This window comes from Tannerella forsythia (assembly GCF_003860135.1).
Taxonomy (GTDB): domain Bacteria; phylum Bacteroidota; class Bacteroidia; order Bacteroidales; family Tannerellaceae; genus Tannerella; species Tannerella forsythia_A.
Genome location: NZ_RQYN01000025.1, coordinates 1 through 24,804 on the forward strand (window position 1 = coordinate 1; position 24,804 = coordinate 24,804).

The 24,804-nt window shown below is 47.0% G+C and carries 23 protein-coding genes; 14 read left to right on the top strand and 9 right to left on the bottom strand.

Annotated elements, in window-relative coordinates; genetic code table 11:
- Positions 1 to 512: 512 nt before the first annotated feature.
- The 8 genes from EII41_RS07575 to EII41_RS07610 form a co-directional block, all read right to left on the bottom strand.
- Positions 513 to 2,816: a hypothetical protein gene (locus tag EII41_RS07575; RefSeq protein ID WP_124790092.1), complete on the bottom strand. Its 2,304-nt coding sequence runs from the start codon at positions 2,814 to 2,816 to the stop codon at positions 513 to 515.
- Positions 2,817 to 2,889: 73 nt separating this feature from the next.
- Positions 2,890 to 3,468, bottom strand: coding sequence for a non-canonical purine NTP diphosphatase (locus EII41_RS07580; RefSeq protein ID WP_124751412.1), 579 nt, complete (start codon positions 3,466 to 3,468; stop codon positions 2,890 to 2,892).
- 87 nt (positions 3,469 to 3,555) lie between these two features.
- Positions 3,556 to 4,431, bottom strand: a complete 876-nt coding sequence (locus EII41_RS07585; protein ID WP_124751413.1) for a YitT family protein — start codon at positions 4,429 to 4,431, stop codon at positions 3,556 to 3,558.
- Complete coding sequence (leuS, locus tag EII41_RS07590) at positions 4,428 to 7,265, bottom strand: leucine--tRNA ligase (RefSeq protein WP_124790093.1); 2,838 nt, start codon at positions 7,263 to 7,265, stop codon at positions 4,428 to 4,430. The genes EII41_RS07585 and leuS overlap by 4 nt, the downstream gene beginning before the upstream one ends.
- A 387-nt stretch (positions 7,266 to 7,652) precedes the next feature.
- The gene (locus tag EII41_RS07595; RefSeq protein WP_221620706.1) at positions 7,653 to 8,648 is read right to left on the bottom strand and encodes a glycosyltransferase family 10 domain-containing protein; all 996 of its coding nucleotides are present in this window, start codon (positions 8,646 to 8,648) and stop codon (positions 7,653 to 7,655) included.
- A 58-nt stretch (positions 8,649 to 8,706) separates the two neighbouring features.
- Positions 8,707 to 9,468 carry a lipopolysaccharide kinase InaA family protein gene (locus EII41_RS07600; protein ID WP_124790095.1) on the bottom strand — a complete coding sequence of 254 codons (762 nt, stop codon included), beginning with the start codon at positions 9,466 to 9,468 and terminating at the stop codon, positions 8,707 to 8,709.
- Positions 9,465 to 10,499, bottom strand: coding sequence for a glycosyltransferase family 9 protein (locus tag EII41_RS07605; RefSeq protein WP_124790096.1), 1,035 nt, complete (start codon positions 10,497 to 10,499; stop codon positions 9,465 to 9,467). The genes EII41_RS07600 and EII41_RS07605 overlap by 4 nt, the downstream gene beginning before the upstream one ends.
- A 43-nt stretch (positions 10,500 to 10,542) precedes the next feature.
- Complete coding sequence (locus EII41_RS07610; protein ID WP_124790097.1) at positions 10,543 to 11,130, bottom strand: phosphoribosylglycinamide formyltransferase; 588 nt, start codon at positions 11,128 to 11,130, stop codon at positions 10,543 to 10,545.
- Positions 11,131 to 11,289: 159 nt separating this feature from the next.
- Here EII41_RS07610 and EII41_RS07615 point away from each other — a divergent pair, with 159 nt between their 5' ends.
- The 14 genes from EII41_RS07615 (at position 11,290) to EII41_RS14555 (ending at position 23,127) form a co-directional block, all read left to right on the top strand.
- Positions 11,290 to 11,526: an acyl carrier protein gene (locus EII41_RS07615; protein WP_014224504.1), complete on the top strand. Its 237-nt coding sequence runs from the start codon at positions 11,290 to 11,292 to the stop codon at positions 11,524 to 11,526.
- Positions 11,527 to 11,543: 17 nt separating this feature from the next.
- Positions 11,544 to 12,800 (top strand): beta-ketoacyl-ACP synthase II, encoded by a 1,257-nt coding sequence (gene fabF / locus EII41_RS07620; protein ID WP_124751418.1) that lies wholly within the window; start codon positions 11,544 to 11,546, stop codon positions 12,798 to 12,800.
- Between the two features lie 62 nt (positions 12,801 to 12,862).
- On the top strand, positions 12,863 to 13,618 hold the full coding sequence (gene rnc, locus EII41_RS07625) for a ribonuclease III (RefSeq protein ID WP_260425520.1): 756 nt from the start codon (positions 12,863 to 12,865) through the stop codon (positions 13,616 to 13,618).
- A 131-nt stretch (positions 13,619 to 13,749) separates the two neighbouring features.
- Positions 13,750 to 14,025, top strand: a complete 276-nt coding sequence (locus EII41_RS07630; protein ID WP_232523479.1) for a hypothetical protein — start codon at positions 13,750 to 13,752, stop codon at positions 14,023 to 14,025.
- A 178-nt stretch (positions 14,026 to 14,203) separates the two neighbouring features.
- The gene (locus tag EII41_RS07635) at positions 14,204 to 14,800 is read left to right on the top strand and encodes a TetR/AcrR family transcriptional regulator (RefSeq protein WP_097531559.1); all 597 of its coding nucleotides are present in this window, start codon (positions 14,204 to 14,206) and stop codon (positions 14,798 to 14,800) included.
- Between the two features lie 47 nt (positions 14,801 to 14,847).
- Positions 14,848 to 15,651, top strand: a complete 804-nt coding sequence (locus tag EII41_RS07640; RefSeq protein WP_124790098.1) for a hypothetical protein — start codon at positions 14,848 to 14,850, stop codon at positions 15,649 to 15,651.
- Positions 15,644 to 16,774 (top strand): beta-ketoacyl-ACP synthase III, encoded by a 1,131-nt coding sequence (locus EII41_RS07645; RefSeq protein WP_124790099.1) that lies wholly within the window; start codon positions 15,644 to 15,646, stop codon positions 16,772 to 16,774. Before EII41_RS07640 ends, EII41_RS07645 begins: the two co-directional genes overlap by 8 nt.
- A 23-nt stretch (positions 16,775 to 16,797) precedes the next feature.
- Entirely contained in the window at positions 16,798 to 19,050 is a 2,253-nt protein-coding gene (locus EII41_RS07650) for an efflux RND transporter permease subunit (RefSeq protein WP_124790100.1), read from the top strand.
- The gene (locus EII41_RS07655) at positions 19,047 to 19,781 is read left to right on the top strand and encodes an outer membrane lipoprotein-sorting protein (RefSeq protein ID WP_124790101.1); all 735 of its coding nucleotides are present in this window, start codon (positions 19,047 to 19,049) and stop codon (positions 19,779 to 19,781) included. The genes EII41_RS07650 and EII41_RS07655 overlap by 4 nt, the downstream gene beginning before the upstream one ends.
- Positions 19,782 to 19,792: 11 nt before the next feature.
- Entirely contained in the window at positions 19,793 to 21,199 is a 1,407-nt protein-coding gene (locus EII41_RS07660; RefSeq protein WP_124790102.1) for a hypothetical protein, read from the top strand.
- A 341-nt stretch (positions 21,200 to 21,540) separates the two neighbouring features.
- Complete coding sequence (locus EII41_RS07665; RefSeq protein ID WP_021644791.1) at positions 21,541 to 21,837, top strand: hypothetical protein; 297 nt, start codon at positions 21,541 to 21,543, stop codon at positions 21,835 to 21,837.
- A 10-nt stretch (positions 21,838 to 21,847) separates the two neighbouring features.
- Positions 21,848 to 22,375, top strand: coding sequence for a hypothetical protein (locus tag EII41_RS07670; protein WP_124790103.1), 528 nt, complete (start codon positions 21,848 to 21,850; stop codon positions 22,373 to 22,375).
- 82 nt (positions 22,376 to 22,457) lie between these two features.
- Positions 22,458 to 22,904 carry a hypothetical protein gene (locus EII41_RS07675; RefSeq protein ID WP_260425524.1) on the top strand — a complete coding sequence of 149 codons (447 nt, stop codon included), beginning with the start codon at positions 22,458 to 22,460 and terminating at the stop codon, positions 22,902 to 22,904.
- The gene (locus EII41_RS14555; protein WP_260425521.1) at positions 22,813 to 23,127 is read left to right on the top strand and encodes an HAD hydrolase-like protein; all 315 of its coding nucleotides are present in this window, start codon (positions 22,813 to 22,815) and stop codon (positions 23,125 to 23,127) included. The genes EII41_RS07675 and EII41_RS14555 overlap by 92 nt, the downstream gene beginning before the upstream one ends.
- A 579-nt stretch (positions 23,128 to 23,706) precedes the next feature.
- On the opposite strand, the gene EII41_RS07680 is transcribed toward EII41_RS14555, so the two are convergent.
- On the bottom strand, positions 23,707 to 24,792 hold the full coding sequence (locus EII41_RS07680; RefSeq protein WP_124790104.1) for an AMP-binding protein: 1,086 nt from the start codon (positions 24,790 to 24,792) through the stop codon (positions 23,707 to 23,709).
- Positions 24,793 to 24,804: the final 12 nt, after the last annotated feature.

Below are 24,804 nucleotides of genomic sequence, written 5' to 3' on the forward strand. Positions count from 1 at the left end.
ATAACTTTATGGATATGGTATACTACATAAACGGAGGAAGGAATTTCCATTACCCACTCAAATCAACATAGAGCCCCTTTTTTCCCCCAACGCTTCGCATTGGGCTGAATTAAGGCACCCTTTCAGGGCTCTTGTTTAATGTTAATTGTCATACCGGGTACATGGTTCGGCGTGTACCACGCATGACAATTGACAATTAACATTAATATGTCATTCCGAACATAGTGAGGTATCTCACGCCGAAAGAAGAAAGATTCATCGCTCACGCTCTGAATGACAAATTACGAATTACGATGTTCAGAACGCAAATGACGCAAATAGACGCGAATTTAATTGTCAATGGTTATGCGTGTACCACGAATTCCCCCTTCGCTTCGCTCTTCCCCCTTCGAAGGGGGGAAAGGGGGGATGTTCACCGACCAACACCTCAACACCTCAACGCCGGCAGGGCATACAAGGGCTGAAGGCCTGAATGAGATTCATGCTTATATTTTCTATTGCGGAATCTGGGTTTATTTGACGACGGCGATTTTCGTCACCACACTTTCGGCGCCTTGCGCGGTGGAGGCCAGAACGAGGTAGATGCCGGTAGCCACGCGTTGTCCTTTGTGTGAGCGACAGTTCCACGTCACCTGCCCGCCGGCCGATTTGGCCTGATAAATCAGGTTCCCGTTCAGATCGGTAATTTTGACGTTCGAGTCGGCGATCAGCCCCGTAATCGTGACGCTGCCGTCGAAATCGGGGCGAACAGGGTTCGGGAAGGCGTACACATCGGAATAATCGGGGCTGCCTTGCGTAGCGTCGCCGAGATAGGAGATGATGCCCTTGTCCGTGCCGATAAAGACTTCGCCCGTTTTATGATCGATGGCAATGCTCTGGATATGATTCGACAGAAGCGGAGAATTTTCGGTTGTAAAATGTTGGATGGTTTCCGTTCCTGTGGGATTAACGAGGAAGATTCCGGAACTTCCGGTGCCGAGCCATTTGCGGTTTCCTCCGTCTACGGCGATGGCTTTGATTTGTTCACTGTCCAGAAAGACGCCATTCGAGCCGTCGTCGTTGGGACGTACAATCACACTTCCGAAGAACTTTTGCGGGTCTTTGATCGCTGCTTCGGGTGATGAACAAATCACCGGTCCATGATCCGTGCCGAGCCATACCTCGCCGTTCAGGTCTTCGGCCATGCAGTAGAACGCGCTGACGTTAAGCGCTTCGCCGCGAGCGTTCCTGAGCAGGGTAAAGAAATTGGATTTATCGTCGGTATTGTCTGTCGGCGTGCCGTTGTCGTCAAACACCAGAAGGCCCGGCGTGCCGCGCGGCACATTGACCCATTTATGTCCTTTCGAGGTAACCAGAATCTTATCGACCAGCGGGACACCGCTCACCCCTTTATAAAAGAGCGATTTCCATTTCCCGTCGGCTGTTCGGACAACGATTCCGTTTTGGACGCCCGAGTTCGTCATCCATAAATTCTTTTGCTTATCGAACGATACGCCTCCCACACGCACATAATTGGGCGAAGGATCGATCGCGGAAACGAGCGGCGTATTCTTGTGATTATATAATTGTACGTACTTATTATCTTTTATTTCGATGACGCCTTCGCCAAAGGTGGAGACAAAATAATGCCCGGCATCGTCGGGGTCGACGGCTACTCCGGTATAGTCGCGGCAAGCGTATCCGACAGCCTTATTGACGGTCGTTTCGTCAAAGTTTGTCCATTTACCTCCTTCGTAGGTCATTAATGTCCCCGGACGGTTGAAGCGGTCCGTCCATCGATCTCCGCCGGTAACGAGCAGCTTGCCGCCTTGTATCGTCATGAAAGTACAGAAGTTTCGTTTAGGTCCTTCGATATTCAGTCCCGAAACAAACGTTTCGAACGTATTCGCATTCTTACGCCGGATGCCGATCAGCCCTTTCGTGCCGGATGCCACCCAGTATGTATTTGTGTTTTTGAGCGCGGATACATCCTTGACCACTCCGGGCGAGACGATCTCGGCAGGGCTTTCGAGCGACGTGTAGATGTAAAGATTTTCGCCCGTATGAGCCAGCAATCGGTCGCCCTGAATCGTCATCCCTTCGATGTATATCTGCTTCAGAAAGGGAATGAATTGCCCGCCGTCGTTGCGATAGTAGAGCCCGGCGCCGGGAATACAGAGGCAGAGTTTGTTTTGAAAGATACCGATGCGAACGATTTTCTTGCTGTCAAAGTCCGCGCCATGAGTCGGGAGCTGCTTCCAGTTATTGAAATCCATCAAGTTGTCTTTTGTGGAAGCGGCGTAAAGACCTCGTTCGGTAGAAGCGTAGATCATTTCTCCGTGCAGGCAGGAAGAATATACTTTCATGCCCAGTTTATACGTCTCGGAGACTTCTTTTTTCTTCATATCAATCACGACAATGCCGAAGTGGGTGGATAAATACGCCCGATCTCCGACGAAGTTGATTTCGTTCGGAGTCTTGTCCTGAATGTTGCCCGCATTCTTGAGATAAGGCAGGTTATACATCCCGTCGCGGCTCATCAGGTCGATGTTGCCGTTTGAATAAACGATCATCAACGTGTGAACGGCCATGTTGTAACGGATCAGTTTGACGTCGGAATCGCTCAATCCGTTCAACTTCGTGTACATCTTCACGTTGTTGTCGTTCTTGCCGTAGCTGTAGATCGTACCGTCGGCCATGGCGTATACGTCGTTTTCCGCTTCGGCTACGGCCGTCGTGTTGTAACTCGCCAGATGCGTACGCCATCTCTCATACTGTTGTGAGTGGATGGAGGTGCTGATAACCAGCAAGCAAATAATCAAATATCGGATGTTCATTGCTGTTGATTGTTTTGTATTCGTTAAAAGGGTTGGGTTCGCTCTTTCTTGCTTGCAGTAACGGCTTGCCGTTTCACATTCCGCTCAAGAAACCGGTCAGTTTACGAATGGCTCGTGCCCGATGACTGATTCCGTTTTTGACACTCTCGTCCAGCTCGGCAAATGTTTGCTTGTATCCGTCGGGTACAAAGACCGGATCGTATCCGAAGCCGTTCGATCCGCGCATGGTCTGCGTGATACGTCCGTAAATCATTCCTTCGAACAGGTATTCACTGCCGTCCATAATTAATGCGATCACCGTACGAAAGCGCGCGTTGCGATTGGCTTTCCCCGTAAGGTTGCCGAGCAACTTGCGAATGTTGGCGGTACTGTCGCACTCCGGCCCGGCATAGCGTGCCGAATAGACCCCCGGCTCACCGCGCAACGCATCGACCTCGAGTCCGGTATCGTCGGCGAAGCAATCGTATCCGAACTTCATTTTCACGTAGCGCGCCTTCTGCATCGCATTGCCTTCGAGCGAAGGAGACGTTTCGGGCAGTTCGTCGGAGCATTTTATATCGGAGAGGCTCAGAATCTCCATGTCGGGAGGCATGATGGCGCGTACCTCCCGAAGTTTATGTTCGTTATTTGTAGCAAATACCAATGTTTTCACTGCGTTTCTTTTTTCTTTTTAAAACATTCGATGTTCGGCAAAGGTTCAATGTCAAAAGAACGCAATTCAAGCCGTAAAATTGTGTGGCTATGCTTTTATCGGATCGAAACCTTCACCGTATACGCCACGTACGACGCTCTGTGAAATGAATGCCTGGGTATCGACCGATTTAATCAGACGGAAGATGGTCACACTCTCGCGGCGTTTGGCAATCAGCACAATCACTTTCATTGGTTTGTGCGAATACCCGCCTTCGCCGTTGAGGATGGTACATCCGCGCCCGAGGTCTTTGATGATGCGCTCCACGATTTCGTCATACTTGCGTGAAAAGATCAGGAACTGCACCGATTGTGTATTGGCATTGAGAATACGGTCGAGCATATACGAATTGATTCCCATCTCCACGAACCCGAGCACAATCTTATCGACATTATGGAAAATAAAATACGAACAACTCACAATCACAAGGTCTAATAAGACCATCCCCGCACCAATGGACACATGCTTATATTTGTTGATGATAGCGGCGATGATATCGGTTCCTCCCGTACTGCCGCCAGCCGAGAACACGAGCCCCATACCGGTACCGCAGATCAAAGCTCCGATGATGATCGACATAAATACTTCGCCGCTCTCCATGATGGGTTTACCACCCAACAACTGTTCGAAAAACCAGAACCAGAATGACAGAGCTACTACACCGAAAATCGTTTTTAGCAGAAATTTAAGCCCCAGCACTTTGAACGCGATCGCGAGCAACAGGAGGTTGATCACGAAATAAGAGGTGGAAACCGGTATCCCCGTGGCAAAGTAGATCAAAGCGCCGATACCGCTCAGCCCTCCGGTAACTACTTGATTAGAGAGAATGAAACCATTGAATCCGAATCCGTACATGGCTGTGCCGAGACAGATCAGGAGATAGTCCTTCAAAGGATAATAAACTTTTCGAATCGAATCTTTCATAGTACGATATTTACAATTTTATGAGGTACAACAATGATCTTTTTGGGTGTTTTCCCTTCGATCCATCGTGCGGAATTTTCATGCGTTAAAGCGGCCTTCTCGACTTCTTCGCGCGACAGATCGGCCGGCAGTTCGAGGCTGAACCTCGTCTTGCCGTTGAACGAAATCGCGTATGTCACCGAGCTTTCGATCAGGTACTGTTCGTCGTGCGACGGCCATTGAGCATCGCAGATGGTCGTTGTGTAGCCGAGCGCATGCCAGAGCTCTTCGGCGATATGCGGAGCAAACGGTGCGAGGACGATCAACAGCGGTTCGAGGATAGCGCGCTTGTGACATTTCAGGCTTGTCAGCTCGTTCAGACAAATCATAAACGCGCTGACGGAAGTGTTGTACGAAAAATGTTCGATGTCGTACGTTACCTTTTTGATCAGTTTATGGAGCGCTTTCAGCTCGTCGGCCGTCGGCTCGTCGGTAGTAACTCCCCATTCGCCGGCTTGGCAGTAGAAAAGCCCCCAGAGTCTTTTCAGGAAGCGATGAACCCCGTCGATACCGTTCGTGTCCCACGGTTTCGATTGTTCGAGAGGGCCAAGGAACATTTCGTAGAGACGCAGCGTATCGGCGCCGAACTTCTCGACGATAACATCGGGGTTGACGACGTTAAACATCGATTTCGACATCTTTTCAATCGCCCATCCGCAGATATACCGGCCGTCTTCAAGCACAAACTCGGCGTCTTTATATTCGGGATTCCAGTTTCGGAAAGCTTCGATATCGAGGTGATCGTTTTCGACGATGTTCACGTCTACGTGGATCGGCGTTACTTCGTAATTATCTTTCAGATGGAGCGAGACGAATCGATTCGTCCCGACAATGCGATAGACGAAGTTGGACCGTCCTTGTATCATACCTTGATTGATCAACTTTTTATACGGTTCCTCTTCGCACGAAACGCCGAGGTCGTACAGGAATTTATTCCAGAAGCGACTGTAAATAAGGTGCCCCGTGGCATGCTCCGTTCCTCCGATGTACAAGTCGACATTGCGCCAGTATTCGCCGGCTTGCCGTGAGACGAGGGCTTTGTCGTTGTGCGGATCCATATAACGGAGATAGTAGGCCGATGAGCCTGCGAACCCGGGCATGGTACACAGTTCGAGCGGGAACACGGTACGATGGTCGATTTTCGTGTTTTCTACGACTTGCCGCTTTTCGCAGTCCCAAGCCCATGTCGTTGCGCGTCCGAGCGGAGGTTCGCCGGTCTCGGTCGGCAGAAATTTATCGACATCGGGCAGTCTGAGGGGTAAACACTCTTCGGGTATCGGTTGCGGCATCCCCTCGGCATCGTAATAGATCGGGAACGGCTCCCCCCAGTAACGCTGGCGACTGAAAATTGCGTCGCGCAGGCGGTAGTTGGTTTTGACGTAACCCATTTTTTTGTCTTCGATATACCGCTTGGTCTTTGCAATGGCGTCGGGCACATTCAGTCCGTTGAGGACTAAACCGTCGGGCAGCTCTTTACCCGCCATCGGCGAGTTCATCATTTTGCCTTCTTTGGCGTCGAAGCTCTCTTCGGAGACATCGCACCCTTCGATCAACGGGACAATCGGGAGACCGAACTGTTTGGCAAAGGCATAGTCGCGGCCGTCGTGCGCCGGAACGGCCATGATCGCACCGGTACCGTATCCGGCCAACACATAATCGCTAATCCAGACCGGGATCGGCTCGTTCGTCATCGGGTTGATGGCGTATGAACCGGAGAAAACGCCCGTCATGCGTCGGTCGGAGATGCGTTCGCGTTCGGTGCGTCGTTTGACGGATTCGAGATAGGCTTCTACTTCCGCCTTCTGTCCGTCGGTCGTAAGTACAGATACATATTCGCTTTCGGGAGCAAGGACCATAAAGGTGACTCCGAAGACCGTATCGGCACGCGTCGTAAAAATCTCTATCTTTTGGTCGCTTTCTGCAATGGAGAAATACATCTGAGCTCCTTCGCTTCGTCCGATCCAGTTTCGTTGCGTCTCTTTCAGCGATTCGGTCCAGTCGATCCGTTCCATTCCGTCGAGCAGACGTTGCGCATAGGCCGACACGCGCAGGCACCATTGACGCATCACTTTCTGTTCGACCGGATAGCCGCCGCGTATCGAAAGACCTTCGCTCACCTCATCATTGGCCAATACCGTGCCGAGCTTCGGACACCAGTTGACCATCGTATCTCCGAGGTAAGCCAGACGATAATTCATCAGGGTCTCCTGTTGTTCTTTCCGGCTCATCGCTTTCCAATCGGCAGCCGTGAAGGTCAGCACTTCCGTACAGGCTACATCCAGATCTTCCGTACCGCTCGTTTCGAAAGCTTTCACAAGGTCTTCGATGGGGCGAGCCTGCTGGGTGCGGTTACAGTAGTAACTGCCGAACATCCGCAGGAAAGCCCACTGCGTCCAGTGGTAATAACCGGGTTCGCAGGTGCGCACTTCGCGGTTCCAATCGAACGAGAACCCGATCTTATCCAGTTGTTCGCGATAACGGTTGATGTTTTTCTCCGTCGTCACTTCCGGATGTTGACCGGTCTGAATGGCGTATTGTTCGGCCGGGAGCCCGTACGCGTCATACCCCATCGGGTGAAGTACGTTAAACCCTTGTAGACGTTTGTAACGCGCGTAAATATCCGAGGCGATGTATCCCAGCGGATGTCCTACGTGCAACCCCGCACCCGAAGGGTAAGGAAACATATCCAATACATAATATTTAGGCTTACGATCATCTTCTTTTACTTCGTAAGTCTTATCTGCGACCCACCGTGCCTGCCATTTCTTCTCGATTTCCCTGAATGTATAATCCATACTTTCACTGTTCGATTCGGTTAACTGTTTGCCATATCAACTCATACGACTCGTAACCGATCATTAAACGTTTTTTATATAATTCTTAATTTTGCTGCAAAATTAAAGGATTTTCTTTAAATCTCGCACTGCTCGTCCTTATAAAAAAATAGGAGAGCCACATCAAAATAACCCTGTCTTCAATATATGAAAGCCCTTAATACCTTGTTGAACACATTGAATCCACATACAGTCGATCGCTGCGAACATAAAACTGATTGATAGAACAATAGGAAATAATTATTCAAAAGGGGGCTGAAGACAAGCGACCTTAAAGACCTGCTAAGGCCTTTGATTCGGTTGCCCAGCAACGATTCAGGCATGATTCGAAGCGAAACAAAAACGTCTCTATCCGAACTTCGGTTTTCCACAGAACACGTCCTTCACGCGTTGTTGCAGTTTAAAAATGTTCCTGCGGATAAAGTAATTGTAGAGATTATGCCAACTTTGCATCGAATGGCACGGATGTATTTCCACGCGTTGCTTCGGGGCATCGGGATTCATCCTGTCGCACAGGGATGCGATATAATTGAACATATTGAACTCTCCGAGCACCTTCATCTTACAGTCGTGCAGGGCAGCACGGCGCCTTTCGTACACACGCGAAGAAATGGCACGGTCAATGATCTCGATTGCTTCCTGCGGCCGACGGATATCAATACGGATAAAAGCATCTTCGGCGAAATAACGCTCCAAGTCGGTGCAACCGTAATAAAAGGGGAAAGCCTCCGCCAAAAAACAATCCGAAATCTTTTCCGTCCAATAATAATCTTGCGACGAATTTTCAAGGACAATATGATATTGGTAAGAAGAAAGCACATCCCATTTATCGTCGAAATCCTTATAGCCACGTCCGAACACATCGAGTTTGTCGCCATAATGCGCTTTCATTTTCTCGACAAAGGCAATCCGCTCCAAATGACCTTTCGTAAAAGCCTTATTGCTCGTAATGACAGACAGCAGCTTTGTCTTAGGAGGCGTAAGCGAGTCTTTCAGATCGTCGTAAGTGAGCGTAGCCGTACATTTCCCATCGGCCGATTCCTTGTAACCGACGAACCAAGGCAATACGGGTTGCGAAAGAATCAAACGTTCATGCTTCATGTCAGATTGGCACGAGCAGACAGCTCCGAACTGACGAATATACGGCTTCGGATATGTAAGTACGGATTTGGGTTCGGTAGTCAACAATAATGTATTCTCCGGCGCCACATGACACGATTGCGGATGACGCAGTCCCTTACCTTGAACCACCCAGAAATCCGCCTCCTCCGTATCGTCGGACACAACAAAACGGTATTTTCCGTCATCCGATAAACCACGACCGCCTGCCGTTTGACGAAACATGATCTCTCCAAGCTCTCTCCTATATGGTGTAAATTTGATGGTGTACATATCGCTTACATTATTTAAATCTCTTCAGAAAAGCTTTCCGCCTGTCCCAACAAGCATCATGACGTCGCTTAATCTTTATTGCACGAGCAAAAGACGTTTCGATATCCCATCCCCTGTATTCGATATATTTCGTCAACACAAAATCGTACAGCTCACCCTGCGCCGAAAACCGGGTGAGGTTATCGAAGCATTCACTTGGGGTAAATTTCCCACCCAACGATTTGACACGCATCCGGTTCGTATCGATGAGCGAAAAAGTATAATGTCCGTCGCCACGCTCACGAAACAGCACATTCGTCGGGTTCAGATCACCGTGAAGGATGCTCTTTTGATGCAACGCCGCCACCAGCGCCGCAAAATCGTCGGCCATAACACGGTCGAAAGGCTGCTGTGCGACGAGACGCTCGTAGACAGCCGGCGCACCATCTTCTTCCGAAAGAAAGTAGCAGTAAGAAAGCAGTCTTGTCCGGCGTTCCTCAAGATAAGCAATTTCGTGCGGCGTACCAAAGCCGCGATCACGTAAAACGGCGGCATGCAGAAAAGCACGCTTAGCCTTTGTCTTCTTGAAAAAGCTGTATACAATACGCTGGATCAGATTCGGTTTTTTGAAACGCTTCACGACGACAGGACGACCCGAAGGCAACACGAAACGTTTTACCTGGTTGCGTTTATCGTAAAGCATCTCTCCTTCATCATCGAACACCGTCGGCAGTCGCTTCAGGAAAGCTTCGATCTCTCTTCCGGAATAAGCAGGATGAATACCTGTCTTCATACTTGTGCCAGATAGTCGTTTACCTTTCGAACAATTTGCTCGGCCGTAATTTGCGACATACAAGCCCAATCGCCACGATGACAAGGTTTATTTCCGTACGTTGAGCATGGCCGACAAGGCAAGTCGACCTGTATCGCCAAATCGTACGGTTGTTTGTATCCGTAAAAACCTGCATAGGGATGAGTTGCCCCCCAAATGGAGACGACCTTCGTCCCGACGAGCGAGGCAAAATGCATATTCGCTGAATCCATACACAGAAAGATGTCCAAACGACTGATCAGTGCGAGTTCCTGATCAAGTGTATGCTTTCCTGCCATATTTCGGGTATTGGGATATTGAAATTCCCACTGGTCGAGAATGGCCTCTTCATAGCCTTTTCCACCGAACAGAAAAATCGTCATATCATTTTGTTCTGACAGGGCTTTAACCACTTCCTCCATCTCGTCGGTGGGATAAATCTTTCCGCGATGCTTGGCAAAGGGAGCGATACCGATCCATTTACTTTTCTTCTCACCGGCCATGGATGCGATCAATGCATAATCAACAGGATGTTGCTCGTACAAAGAAACAAACGTGTCGGTAAAATGGAATCCGGCAGCCCGAAACACATCGGCATAACGGGCCGACACGGGGCGCAGGGGACGAATGGTCTTCGGAGGTCTTCCGGTGAGGTATCTCCGTTCTTCCCTCATCTTATCGACTCGATACACCGGCTTACGCTGCAATCGAAAAGTAAAATCGATCACCTTGCTGCGGATGACGTTGTGCAGATCGAGAATCTTATCGAACTTATAGCCGGTCAGAGCAAAGGAGAAGCGCAATATACCCCACAACGTTTTCTCCGAGCTTTGAGTATTGAGACCGATAATCCGTACATTTTCGGGACGATGGATGAAAATAGGGATCAGGAACGATTGCGTCAGTACAGTGAACGAATCCTGAGGATTTGCCCGCGCCACCGAATAAATGACAGGGACTGTCATCGCCACGTCACCGATTGCCGATAATCTTATGATCAATACTTTTGCCATTCTCTTGTGTCGAAAATCATACGCTCAGCACAAAGGTACGATACTAAATCGACTCGTGCAAGTTTTCACCGCGCAGCACACGCTCGATTACGACAGGGTAATGCGCGTATTCGAGGGCATGCACTTTGGCCGCCACATCTTCGGGTGTATCGGTCGGCGCAACCGGACAACGCGCTTGAAAAAGAGCTTGCCCCTCATCATACCGGTCATTGATATAATGGATGGTAATCCCCGATTCCGTATCGCCGGCAGCCACGACAGCTTGATGCACGCGCATGCCGTACATACCTTTTCCGCCATGTTTGGGGAGCAAAGCCGGGTGAATATTGAGAATTTTTTCCGGATAAGCATGTAAAATGACGTCCGGAATCTTCTTCAGGAAACCCGCCAACACAATAAAATCGACACCATCTTCGGCCAATTTCTTCAAAACAGGGGCGCCATCCGCAAAATTCTCTTTTGGAAAAGTCACGGAAGGAATTCCCAACCGTTTTGCACGATGATGTACCCCCGCAGAAGCATTTTCAGAATACACCGAAGCCACTTCAACCATTTCACTATCATGAAAATACCGTATGATATTCTCTGCATTTGTTCCATCGCCCGAAGCGAAAATAACGATCCTTTTCATAGCCTTTTCAAAAACGAGAAATGCACAAAAAACATAAAAATGTGCAATACTCGGCTTTTTTTGCCTTAAAAATTTGTTCTGTAAGATAAAAAATTCTTTCCTTTGCACTGCAAAAATAAAAAGGATTGCAAAAACAGTATTCATTTAAATTAAAAAATTATGTCTGATGTAGCATCTCGCGTAAAAGCGATTATTGTTGACAAATTGAGTGTTGAAGAATCGGAAGTAACAAACGAAGCAAGCTTCACGAATGATTTGGGAGCAGACTCTCTTGACACGGTGGAGTTGATCATGGAATTTGAAAAAGAGTTTGGCCTTTCTATTCCGGATGACCAGGCTGAAAAAATCTCTACGGTAGGAGACGCCATTGCTTATATCGAAGCAAACGCGAAGTAATCTGCTTTTTATTCAGTATGGAATTAAAAAGAGTAGTAGTAACGGGTCTCGGTGCTCTTACTCCTGTCGGCAACAACACCGCGGAAACGTGGGAGTCCTTGCAGAAGGGAGTAAGTGGCGCAGGGCCTATTACTCAATTTGATGCATCCAAGTTCAAAACACAATTTGCCTGCGAAGTCAAAGGATTCGATCCGTTGCAGTACTTCGACCGGAAAGAAGTACGTAAGTACGACCGGTATGCACAACTCTCGCTCGTAGCAGCGACCGAAGCCGTGACAGACTCGGCATTAGACTTGGAAAAGGAAGACTTGAACCGGATTGGAGTGATCTTTGCCGCCGGTATCGGAGGTATCCGTTCGTTCGAAGATGAAGTACGGGACTACGATCCGGAACGCGGACCACGCTTTAATCCGTTCTTTATACCTAAAATTATCGCAGATATTGCCGCCGGTCATATCTCGATGAAATATGGTTTCAGAGGCCCCAACTTTGCAACAGTTTCGGCATGTGCCTCTTCGACGAATGCCATTGCCGATGCGTTCAACTATATCCGTTTGGGTAAAGCCAACGTGATCGTGGCCGGAGGTGCCGAAGCTGCCATCGCCATCGTGGGCGTAGGAGGTTTCAACGCCATGAACGCGCTCTCGACACGCAATGATTCGCCACAGACGGCTTCCCGTCCGTTTAGCCAAAGCCGTGACGGATTCGTCATCGGAGAAGGAGCAGCCTGTCTGGTACTCGAAGAAATGGAACATGCTCTGGCACGCGGTGCGAAGATTTACGCCGAAGTAGCAGGAGCCGGTCTCTCGGCAGACGCTCACCATCTCACGGCAAGCCATCCCGAAGGATTAGGTGCGAAACTGGTGATGCTGAATGCTCTGGAAGACGCAGAAATGAAACCGGAAGAAATCGACTATATCAACGTACATGGCACGTCTACTCCTGTGGGCGACATATCCGAAGTAAAAGCCATCAAAGATGTATTCGGTGAACATGCGTATAAGCTGAACATCAGCTCAACGAAATCGATGACCGGTCACCTGCTCGGTGCCGCCGGCGCGTTGGAAGCCACAGCCGCTGTGTTGGCCGTGCGCGACGATATCGTTCCTCCGACGATCAACCATGCCGATGGCGACGATGATCCGGAGATCGATTATAAACTGAACTTTACGTTTAACAAAGCACAAAAACGCGTGGTACGGGCTGCATTATCCAACACGTTCGGATTTGGCGGACACAATGCCAGTGTAATTGTGAAGAAATTTGAGAAATAAACGTGCGTTTGTTTTTACAACAATTAAAAAGGCTCTTTGTTCTTCGGAATAAAGAGCCTTATTTGTCCTTATATCAACTGTTGGGCTTCCATCCGAATGATGTGAAACTCTACGAACAGGCACTTACACATCGCTCGTCCCACTTACCCGACGGCAAACGGCCGTGCAATAACGAACGACTCGAATTTCTCGGCGATGCCATCCTCGGAGCGGCCGTCGCCGATATCCTATACAAGCATTTTCCGAACAAAAAAGAAGGTTTTCTGACCAGTGTACGCTCTAAAATCGTACAACGCGAGACCTTGAACCGTATCGCCCTCGAAATGGGGCTCGACAAGATGACCATCGCTTCGATCCGTCAGCATGCCCATAACAATTATGTGTATGGCAATGCACTCGAAGCATTGATCGGCGCGATCTATCTGGATCACGGCTATCGGAAATGCTTCAAGTTCGTCAAAGAACGGATGATCGGTCATTATCTGTCGCTGGAAAAAATAGCCCGCAAAGAGATGAATTTTAAATCGAATCTGTTGGAGTGGGGGCAAAAAGAAAAGCTGAAAATCGATTTCGAACTGACAAGTATATACTCAGACAAAAATAAAAATCAAATATTCCGTACCGCCGTATCGGTCGGAGGTAACCCCTTAGGCACAGGCACGGGCTACACCAAGAAGGAGTCGCAACAAGCAGCAGCCAAGAAAGCGATCCGGAGAATTCGCTCGGATAAAAACGTGCAAAACCTAATCGCGGAACTGAAGCAATCACCACCTTCCTCCATGCAAGAAGTAGAAGCGCAAGATAAGTTAAACACATAAAGAACACTTATCAGCTTGCCTATCTCCTCCAACAAGCGTTTACAAATCAATGACCTACAATAAAATATTCGGAAAGTGTCCGCTAGGGAAAGACAATATAAAATGATCAGAATTGTGCACCTTACAATCTGATGGTTTCTGCCGTATGGAAGAAAGAGGAGGAATTGCAGGAGCTGAAGAGACAAGCCGCGGAGCTGGATCGCAAGATCGCCCTTTCGCTCAAAAAAGAGGACAACAGCGAAGTGAAACCGGAAGAAACGGTCGCTCCCGATGCGACCATCGCAGTCGATGCGCCCTTACGGGAGGAGCTAAAAAGGGAACGGTCTTCCGAGCGGAATCATACCGATTGGAAAGAAATACGGGAGGATGAAAAAATCAAACCCAGCATAAAGCCCGGAAGGTGGTGAGAAGAGCTTAGGTATTAAAAATCAGCCTGCTGTTTTCATATATGTGAGTCAACTCTACATTGGATTATTCAACACGGACGATTTTTTTATGCTGTATTTTTTGCATCTCTTAAAATCTTTCTTACTTTTGCATCTGTAAACCGACCGCTCGGTCTTGTTTGCGACAAAGGATAATGATATGAATGCAACAAAGAACTTTATTTTAGAAAAGTCGTTCGGCCTTTTTCTTCAAAAAGGCTATAATGGTGTTTCAATCAGAAATATCCAAGAAGAAACCCGCTTATCAAAAGGGGCTATCTATCATCATTTCCAAGGCAAGGAAGAAATCTTTGCCAAAGCAATGGATTTGTTCTTTTTCCCGGCTCTCAGAAGTTTTCATTATTCTGATGATGAAACAAACACTCCATTGAAAAATGCACTTAATGAAGCTATTGAACATAGAAAAGGACATATTGATAAATTGCGGGAAATGACCGATTTCAAAGTTGATGACTTTTATTTTTTCAAGCTGGCCTTTCAGGTAGAAGAATTTTATCCGGATTTTAAGAGCAAAGTTGAAAATACATTTTCAGAAGAAGAAAATGAATGGAGAGAAGTGCTGCAAATGGCTGTTCAAAAGGGAGAAATCCGTAAAAATACGGATATTGATTTAACACTGTCTCTTCTTATGCTTATCCCACGAGGATTGGGATTGAGTATGGCATTTTCTTCCGGTATTTCGACCGACTCACTGAAGGAGATATATGAAAAATTTTATCGGACATTGAAAGAATAATTTTTTTACTCCAATACAAACCGAGCGGTCGGTATCCTGCAAAGGATATGGAAAAAAGAAGGATACAAATAGTCTATTATTCGCAATCGGGTTCTTTGAAATACTTGATAGAAGAATCGATGCGTCCTTATCTGGGAGATTACGTCCTTATCTGGAATCCCATTCATTGTGTGAAACCATTTCCTTTTCCTTGGAACAGGAAACGTTTCTTTAGTGTCTTCTGCGACTCTGTTTTACAGAAAGGATGCCGGATTGTATGCGACGAAATAAAGATTGAGAAAGATGATATGATTTTACTTGGTTTTCAGCCGTGGTTCCTTCATCTTTCATTACCCATACAGTCTTTCTTAAACTCTACGCAGTTCGGTCGGATCGTGAAAGATAGAGAAGTTATTCTCTTTACCTGCTATCGCAATACCGGAGCCATGGCAAGAAGACAAATGGCGGCGCATGTAGAAAGTCGTGGCGGGCATATAGTTGCCGAGCTGGAAATCTCGGATCAATCCAAAGAGCGGTCAAGCGCTTTCCGATTTGTCAGATGGTTCTTTACAGGAAAGAATAACCCGTTTAGAAACATGGAAAAGCAGCAGGAAAAAGTTTGGAATGTTTTAGATGAAGTATTGCATAAGTCGAACCGAATCAGAATTCAATATCAAGAAAAACAACTTCTGAAAGAACAATATATACTTGGGAAATTTCAAAGATGGGCACATTTTATTCAGCCTGCAGACAAAATATATCGCTTTCGTTTATTGCTGTTTCAAATATGGATTTTAATGGCATTGATATTTGTTTCACCAATCATGAACCGTATAATCAAATCAAAAAAAACAAAGAACAGTTATGAATGAAGTCTTTATTACAAGAACATCTTCTTTCCTTCCTAACGAAGCCGTTGAGAATGACAACATGGAACAAATCCTGGGGATGGTCGGTGGTCATCCTTCCAGAGTCCGCAGTATCATTCTTCGTCAAAACGGGATTAAGAAACGCTATTATTCTCTTGACAGAGAGGGAAAGATTGTTTACACAAACGCAGAATTGACCGCTATTGCCGTAAACAAGTTATTCGATCAGGCTATTTCGTTTAAGGACATAGGTTTATTAGCCTGCGGAACGTCGCTTCCGGATCAACTTTTCCCATCACATGCCGTTATGACACATGGTCTTTTGGGGAATAAGCCGATAGATCTGCTTTCTCCTTCGGGTGTCTGTTGTGCGGGCATGAATGCTTTCAAACATGCTTATTTATCCGTTCTTTCCGGCATGTCTCAGAATGCCGTATCGACAGGCTCGGAACTGGTCTCACCTGTACTTCGTGCCGATAATTTTGAAGAAGAATATAAAATGCTGAGTCTGGTCGAAGAAAAGCCGATTATTGCTTTTGAGAAAGACTTTCTCCGTTGGATGTTATCGGACGGTGCCGGAGCATTCTTATTCGAAAACAGATGCAGAGGAGATTTGTCTTTGAGAATCGATTGGCTCGAATCCATCTCTTACGCAAATGAACTGGAGGTCTGCATGTATGCAGGAGCCATTTTCGAGAACGAGCGTTTCAAAAGCTGGAAAGAAGCCGATCCCCTGGAATGGGGACGAGAATCTTATTTCGCTGTTAAACAGGATACGAGACTTCTCGGTGCCCATGTCATAGAAAAAGGAGTCGACTTCGTTTGTGAGAATCTTTGCAAACATGATATCGGCTTCAATGAAATAGACTATGTGCTTCCCCATATATCCTCAATGTACTTTTTCGATAAGTTGAAAAAAGGCTTTGAGATGAAAGGTTATCCGGTGGCGGATGAACAATGGTTCCTCAATTTGCCTTATGTGGGAAATGTCGGGTCGGCTTCTATTTATTTAATGCTCGACGAATTATTCCATTCGGGTAAACTCAAGCAAGGGCACCGGGTTTTACTTATCGTACCCGAAAGTAGTCGATTCTCCTATTCAGTGGCGTTACTCACAGTTGTATAAGTAAATTTCAAATTATATCGTATATGAACCGTATTGCAGAATTTATCGTCAAAAAACGTCTTGCCATCATTACGGCCGGCGTAGCAGTTACATTGATACTCGGCTATTTTTCGACCAAGCTGACCATCAACTCCAATTTTATGTCCTACTTACCCGATGATGATCGGAAAGTTATGCTGTTTGAGCGAACGGACAGCTTATATGCCACAGGAAATATTATTGTAATCGGGATAAGCAATACGGAAAATACCATTATAACGCCAGAAGGAATATCGGTTATACGGCAGGTTACCGACTCCGTCTCCGAAATAGAAGGAGTGGAGAAGGTAACCGGCCTGGCCAATGTAATCGATATCAGGCATCGTAACGACGGAGTGGAAATAGGCCGATTGATGGATGAAGAGATAATTTCCGACTCTTTACCCTCCTTACAGTCGTATATTTTGAATAAAGAGATGTATCGTGGCCGACTGTTGTCGGAAGACGGGCGAAGTACGGCAATCATTGTTTTTGTCGGAACAGCTGCCGACAAGGAAAAAGCTGCCCGGGAGGTAAATGACCTGCTTGATGAAGTCAGGCGATCGCATCCCGAATTAACTGTTTATTGCGACGGTTTGCCGATGCAGCAACAAAGCCTTACGGAATCAACGGAAAAGGATCTGATCCGGCTTGTTCCCCTTGTCTGCCTGCTGATTGCTCTTATTCTCGCATTGACACTGCATTCGTTGCGAGGCATATTCCTTCCGCTGCTTTCCGTGGCGATGGGCAGCATTTGGAGTATGGGGGCGATGGGACTGTTCCATGTTCAACTTTCTCCCATATCCGGCTCGATTCCGGTTGTCCTTTTTGCCGTAGGATCGGCTTACACAATACATGTTCTGAACTTTTTCAAATTGCTTGAAAACGGCGAAAATCATAAGGAAATCGTCGTAAGGGGAATAACGATTATAGGGGTTCCCGTAATGCTGGCCGGACTGACGACCATTGTCGGTTTCCTTTCATTTATTCCGGGAACATACCTGAGCATCATTCGTGATTTCGGCATTTTTATGGCATTGGGTACATTCTTTTGCCTGCTTTTGTCACTCACCGTTATTCCGGCTGTCGAGTCCTATCTTCCACCCTTGAAACATCAGGAGAAAAAACAGAAGAAACACGTTCTTTCCGATGTTTTGCAATGGCTTGCCGGAGTTTCCATACACCGCAACAAAATGGTTCTTTACTGTGCCGGTGGCTTGATTCTTCTGATGGGAGCCGGCCTTTTCCGACTAAAAAGTAATATTGACGTACTCTATTATTTCCCAGAAAAGCATCCGTTAAGACAATCCGCAGCCTTTCTCAACCGGGAATTCGGAGGAACCCTCCCAATTCAGATCAAGGTGACTGCTGACCTGACACGTCCCGAAACGCTGGCAGCCATGCAAGATTTCGAAGATTTCCTTTCCGGACTTCCGCATGTGCATAATCCGCAATCGGTAACGGAGCTTATCAAAGAAATGAATCAGGCTATGGGGGAAGGCAAGCAAATACCCGACACACAAGAGAAAATACAAAACCTCTGGTTCCTGCTCGAAGGAGAACCCGTAATGGAGCAGCTCTGCAATACCGACAAAAGTGAAGGCATGATCCATGCTACCATGTGTAATGCACCGACCGGAGATTATCATGCGGTAAGCCGGAAAATCGACGAATATGCCGCCGCACATTCATCCGGTACGGTGCAATTCGAAACAACCGGATTGCCTTCCATCTATTCGAATTTTGACTATAATTTGATGCAGAATCTCTTCTGGAGTCTGCTGTTAGCCTGCGTATTGGTATTTATCTGTATGACATTTCTGGTCAAATCGCTTAAAAGCGCCCTTGTCGGATTTGTACCGCTTATGAGCGCCATCCTTTTCATCTTCGGACTGATGGGCTATCTCGGCATCGCCCTTAACCTCGCGACTGTGCTGATTGCCGGAGTTGCCGTAGGGATTGGGGTAGACTATTCCATCCACTTTATTTCCGGTTACCGAAATGCGCTCGTATCGGGGAAAGAATGTAATGAGGCTGTCATCCAAACACTTCAGACTTCCGGAAAGGGCATCCTGTTCAATGTAACGGCTGTTGCATTCGGTTTTCTGGTTTTGGTGTTTGCAGACCTCGTACCATTGAAAGAGTTCGGTCTGATCATGTTTGCCACCATGTTCGTATCCGGCTTGGCGGCAACTCTCCTCCTGCCTTCGATGATTCTATGTTTTCATATCAATCTTAATAAAACTCAGAAACAATGAAAAAATTATCTTTCTTCTTCATGGCTGCCTTTCTGCTTTCGTATTCGGCAGCATTGGCTCAAAATGCCACAACCATTTTAGAAAAAGCAGACAGTGTGCTGAATGCACCTAAAGATGTGACAGCAACCAGCACGATGACAATCACTGCCAAAAACGGCAGTCGGAGTGTCCGCACCATGCAGGTCTTTCAGAAAGGAACCGACAAACGGTTGGTTCGGTTCCTCTCGCCTGCAGATCAGAAGGGCATCGCTTTTCTCTCGCTCCCCAACGACAATCAGATTCTTTATTTGCCGGCTTTCGGAAAAACGCGTCGGATAGCTTCGCACGTAAAGAACACCCGTTTTGCCGGAACGGATTACACCTATGAAGATCTGGAGGCCAAACGTTATGCCGATAAATGGGATGCAGAACTGAAAAGTCGGTCAGCCGGCGAATACACATTGTCGCTTACTCCGAAAAAGGGGGTCAAGACAGATTATGCCAAGATGGATATCCGGATAAAAGCGGATACCTATTTCCCCGTGGAAGTTGTTTTCTACAACAAGAAAGGAGTGGCTTCCAAACGGATGACCGTCTCGGAAATCTCCAATCACAAAGGTTTTCTTATTGCCAAAACATCTGAAATGAAAGACCTTTCAGGAGGCAGTTCGACACAAACGCATCTTCAGCATGTGGAACTGAATACAGGCTTAAAAGACGATGTTTTCACCGAACGGAATCTGATGAAATAAACCATTGAACCATGAGATTTCTTCTGTTTATCCTGATGGCATGTCTGACGATATTTGCCAAGGTGCACGCTCAAACCGTCGAAGATAAACCTTTCGAGCTGAATGGCAGTCTGCAACTCGATGACCGTATCCGCCTGAAAAGCGGAGGGCTTGACTGGCAGGAATACCGGATGAGCCTGCAACCCGTGTATAAGGTAAACGATAAGGCACGGCTCCATGCCGATATTTGGATTCGCAAACTTATCACAGCTTCACCTTTTGACCAACCGGTCGAGAATGTACAGCTTCGAGAGGCATACGTCGATTTATACGGCTTTTTAAGTGAGCATATCGATGTCCGTATCGGCCGACAGCGCATTGCCTGGGGAACGGCCGACCGGCTCAACCCTTCGGATAATATCAACCCTTGGGAGCTGGAGGACTTTTGGGATTTCGGACGGCATACACCTACCAATAGTCTTCTTGCCAAATACTATTGGAATGGGTTCACACTTACGGCTGTATTCACGCCCCGGTTTTCTCCATCCTTACTTCCCGACCAAAGTTGGAAAGCAGCGTTTATGCCTGAAGTTCCCGATCGCTGGCAAATTCCGTTACCAGACGGGACGATGACGGATATATGGCTTCAGCCTCTTTCTGTTTCCCGGATGGAAAATCTGCCCGAACGGAAACTGAAAGCATCGACTTATGCCGTCAAAATAGCCCGGGATATACGTAATTATACCGTTTCGTTCGGATGGTTGCGCCAATATGCACCGATTCCGGTATTGACCCGTTTATCCGTTCAGGGAAAAATAACGAGCCTGCCCACTTCCCCTGATATGCCTGTTCCGATGAATACGACGGTCGATGCAATGCTCTCATACTCGTTGCGCAACGTCGTGAGTGCCGATTTGTCCGGTTCCCTCGGAAGTGTGGGCGTATGGGGAGAGGCGGCTTTATTTATTCCTGAAAAAACGATACTCACGCGTTCGGTCTCTATAGAAAGTCCTATGGGAACATTTAATCCGGTTCTTCCCGACAGTACAATCTTTGACGGCAATCCGTATTTGAAATATACACTCGGATTCGATTACACTTTTCCGGCTAATATCTATCTGAATGTACAATACGTACATGGGTTCTTTCACGAGGAAGGGAGGAAGAACCTGACCGACTGGCTGGCGTGGACATGCGAATGGAAATCGGCCGATGAAAAACTGAAATTATCATTGTTGAACGGAGCTTTTCAGGTTGCCGATTTCAATAACCTCAAAGAAGGGTGTACATTGTTCTGGTTGCCGGAGCTTTCGTATAAGCCGGTCGACAATGTCGAACTCAAGGCCGGTGCACACTGCATCTTCACCGGAAAAGATGCTCCGTTTTACCCCATAAGAAAAAACGGAGATGCGTATCTGAAAGTGAAATACTCGTTTTAGGAACAATCAGAAAGGAGCACTTATATCGTATCGGTTCCTGATAAGATTTTGGTAACTGCCGGATTCAAAAGATTACAAGAGGAAAAAATTGAGAAAATTGCTGAGACGATATTTTACAAAGAACAGGGACGAGCCTGCCATTTTGCCGGAGACGACGTATTGTTCCGGTTAGGACGACCCTCCGTCTGTTTTAGGTCGTCCTAATCGCTCCGTTAGGTCGACCTAAATGGCCGGTTAGGTCGACCTGACTTTCTGTCAGGGTCGGCCGTAAGTGAAGCAGATAACGGCAGAGATATCTTCCGTAGGTGCTTTCGGTGCTTATTACGGCAACTGCGACGTGTATGGATCCTATGGAGATTCAGGAAGGGAAAAACCTGATCGCATATTGCCGGGAAAAACAACAGGAGGCTCTGGTATTCTTTATCAACCTGTATTTTAACGATAGTCGCGAGACTGCCACCAAGGCAGTGTCCCACTATATGTTTTGCGTAATATTTTCAGAATATGGTGCAGAAATCGAGGCGATAAAAAATGATTGGAGACGTAATCAGTACAATCAAAAGGGAGCTTATATCGCACCGGTTCCAGAAATGTTCGTGAAGAAGTTCGCAAAAAGATTGTTTAATAAATTATTATAGGAGGAATTGTATGATGAAAAAAATGTATGTATTTATTTTATGTCTGATCGTTTTCGCCGGCTGCAGCCAAACGGACAATGAACCGATTACCGAAGGGAAATCTTTGATAACGGCCGTCACAAGGAGCGGCAATGTGGAAGGGATCGTCTCGGAATATGAAACAGCATCCGATGATGAATCACAATATGGTTCGATTTCTGCAAGGCTCGCTTTCACGGGAGACGATATCGAATGGTTCAATCCGAGAACACGGGAAATTAGATTCAGAAAGATCAACTCTATTCCGGTCTACGCACGAATAGAGATGAAGGTAGGGGAAGAAACGGTCTTTACGATTGTTGCTCATATAAGTCATGTTGTCAACCGGGCGTACAACAATCTTGTGTTATTTTATGACATGGAGAAGAATGCCTATTTCCTGAACGATAATTGGCCGGATTATTGGGACCCGGAGGGTACTCGCCGGAATGCGGAGAAAAGAGCTCCCGGATGGGCTAAATTCCTGAATCAATTGAAGAAGGAAGGCAAACTCAAATGATTTAGTCATTTTCCTGTAGAGAGAGGATGCGGCTCCCTTGCATCCTCTCTTATTTTATTGAAGCATTAACACAAAGAACAAGATGCAGGATCAGGTTATCATTTGCGACTTGGACAACACGATATTCGATACTTCGAGCATCGATCCCGAATTGTTTGCGTCGTTGCTTCACAAAGCAACCGAGTATTTATCAGGACGCTTTACCGCGGAAATCATCCTCTCGATCATTCAAGACATCGTATCCAATCCGTTCGACAGGGTATGCGAGAAATACGGATTGCCCAAATCAATGATATTACCTGTTTTGGATGAATTGAATGGTATCTCTCTGGAGCATTCTGCCATGGTGCCGTATGAGGACTATGCCGCTTTCAGAGCGATACCGGCATATAAGATTGTTGGTAACAGCCGGATTCAAAAGATTACAAGAGGAAAAATTGAGAAAACTGCAGATAAGTCAAGACTTCGACCGGATAATCATCAACGATCCCGTCTATGCGAATTCGAGCAAACTGGATATCTTCCGTGAATTAAGCAGGGAATTGGACCTAAAAGACCAAAAGACGTATGTGGTAGGCGATGATCCCGCTTCCGAAATAAAAGCAGGACGGGAGTTGGGATTTACAACCGTCCTGATGGTCAGAAAGGAATACCTTTCCAACCCCTACACCGATTATATTGTCTCCTCTTTCGAGGGTTTGAAAGACCTTTTGAGAGATAATATGGAAAACGATTGCGCCCTTAGGAAGTAGAATATTTTGCAAAAACTTTCTACTTACTCGTTGTGCCGATACTTCGGAATCGCTGCTGTAATTCTTTAATGCGAAGCAAAAGTTGTCCGAAAGAAATTTTGTTTCCGTAAATAAAAGATTCCTGTAAAGCAGCATAGTCGTTCTCCCAATCCTTTATACATTCTACAGGAGGATAGAACTCTATTTTGTCCGGATAATCTTTATCACAGTCAGCATAGAGAACCGAACTTAAAAGACCGAAAAGCGTATATTAACACGGCGATAATATAACGTTATTTTTATTTTGATAAAAACATATTAGTCAGATATTTAATAGTTTCAAAAATCACGAAATAGTCCCGTCGGGTTAATATACCCCGAATACATCGACGGAAATACAAAAACAAGTCGTCATTTTCCACCGATAAGAACGATATTTTACAAAGAACAAGGACGAGCCTGCCATTTTGCCGGAGACGACGTATCGTTCCGGTTAGGACGACCCTCCGTCTGCTTTAGGTCGTCCTAATCGCTCTGTTAGGTCGTCCTAAATGGCCGGTTAGGTCGACCTGACTTTCTGTCAGGGTCGGCATGGGTGGTTTATTGTCTCGTAGTGTGCAGATCAGAAGGGGGGTAAGAGTCGATATTCTTTCGGGAACGGATAAGTTTTCCGGATTTCGTCCTCGGAATGCGTTCCCTATATATAATCTCCCGGGGGATGGCATGACGGGGCAACAGTCTCCTGAAAACCGCATCCATCTTCCTGCGCTTTTCCGGCGACCACTCCATATCCTCCACCACCATAACGATACGTTCCCCGAGACGTTTATCGGGCAGAGAACCGATATAAAAAGGGACTTTCATCTCCCGGAAAACGAGGTCTTCCAATTCCTCGGGGGAAAATTTGATCCCCCCGCTATTGATTACGTAATCCAAACGCCCTTTCCACACGAAATGCCTCTCATCTACGAGCTCTACCATGTCCCGGGTGCAAAACTCCGATTCCCGAATATGGGGAGCATATATGCAAAGACATCCGGATTCGTCCCGGCGGAAACGCACTCCTTCCAAAGCCTCGAAACAAGCGGAAGCTCCCTCTCCGTTCAATCGCATAAGAGCCGTATGGGATGCCGTTTCCGTCATTCCGTAAGTAGCGAAAAAACGGGTGGGAATATCCGCCAACCGCTCTCTCGTAGTCCGTGCCAGGGGGCCTCCTCCTATCAAAAGATTTTCCACCTTTTCGAACCGGTGGTATTCCCCCGAAGACAGGATGTCCTCCACTTGCAGGGGTACGAGCGCTCCGAGTTTGACCTTCGTATGCAGGGAGGAAAGAGGCAAAGAAGAGGGAGGTTCCGGCAACAGAACGGCCCCTGCTTCGAATGCCCTCACCACCATCATTTTACCGGCTATATAAGAAAGCGGAAGAGAGAGCATCAGTACGGAATCCCGGGATATGTCGAAAAAAGCATTGGTCAGCCGTGCCGAAGCCGCCATCGCTTTTTTAGGCAGACGGATAAGCTTGGGCATACCCGTAGAGCCGGAAGTACGCACCTCTATAAAATCCCGGGAATCGCACCATTCCGACACGAATGCACGCAATGCGGATTTCCACGGAACATCATCTCCCAAGGCTCCGGCGGCTATCTCCCGCAAACCGAAATACCTGTCCTCATACAGAATTTTCATAAGCCCCCCTTT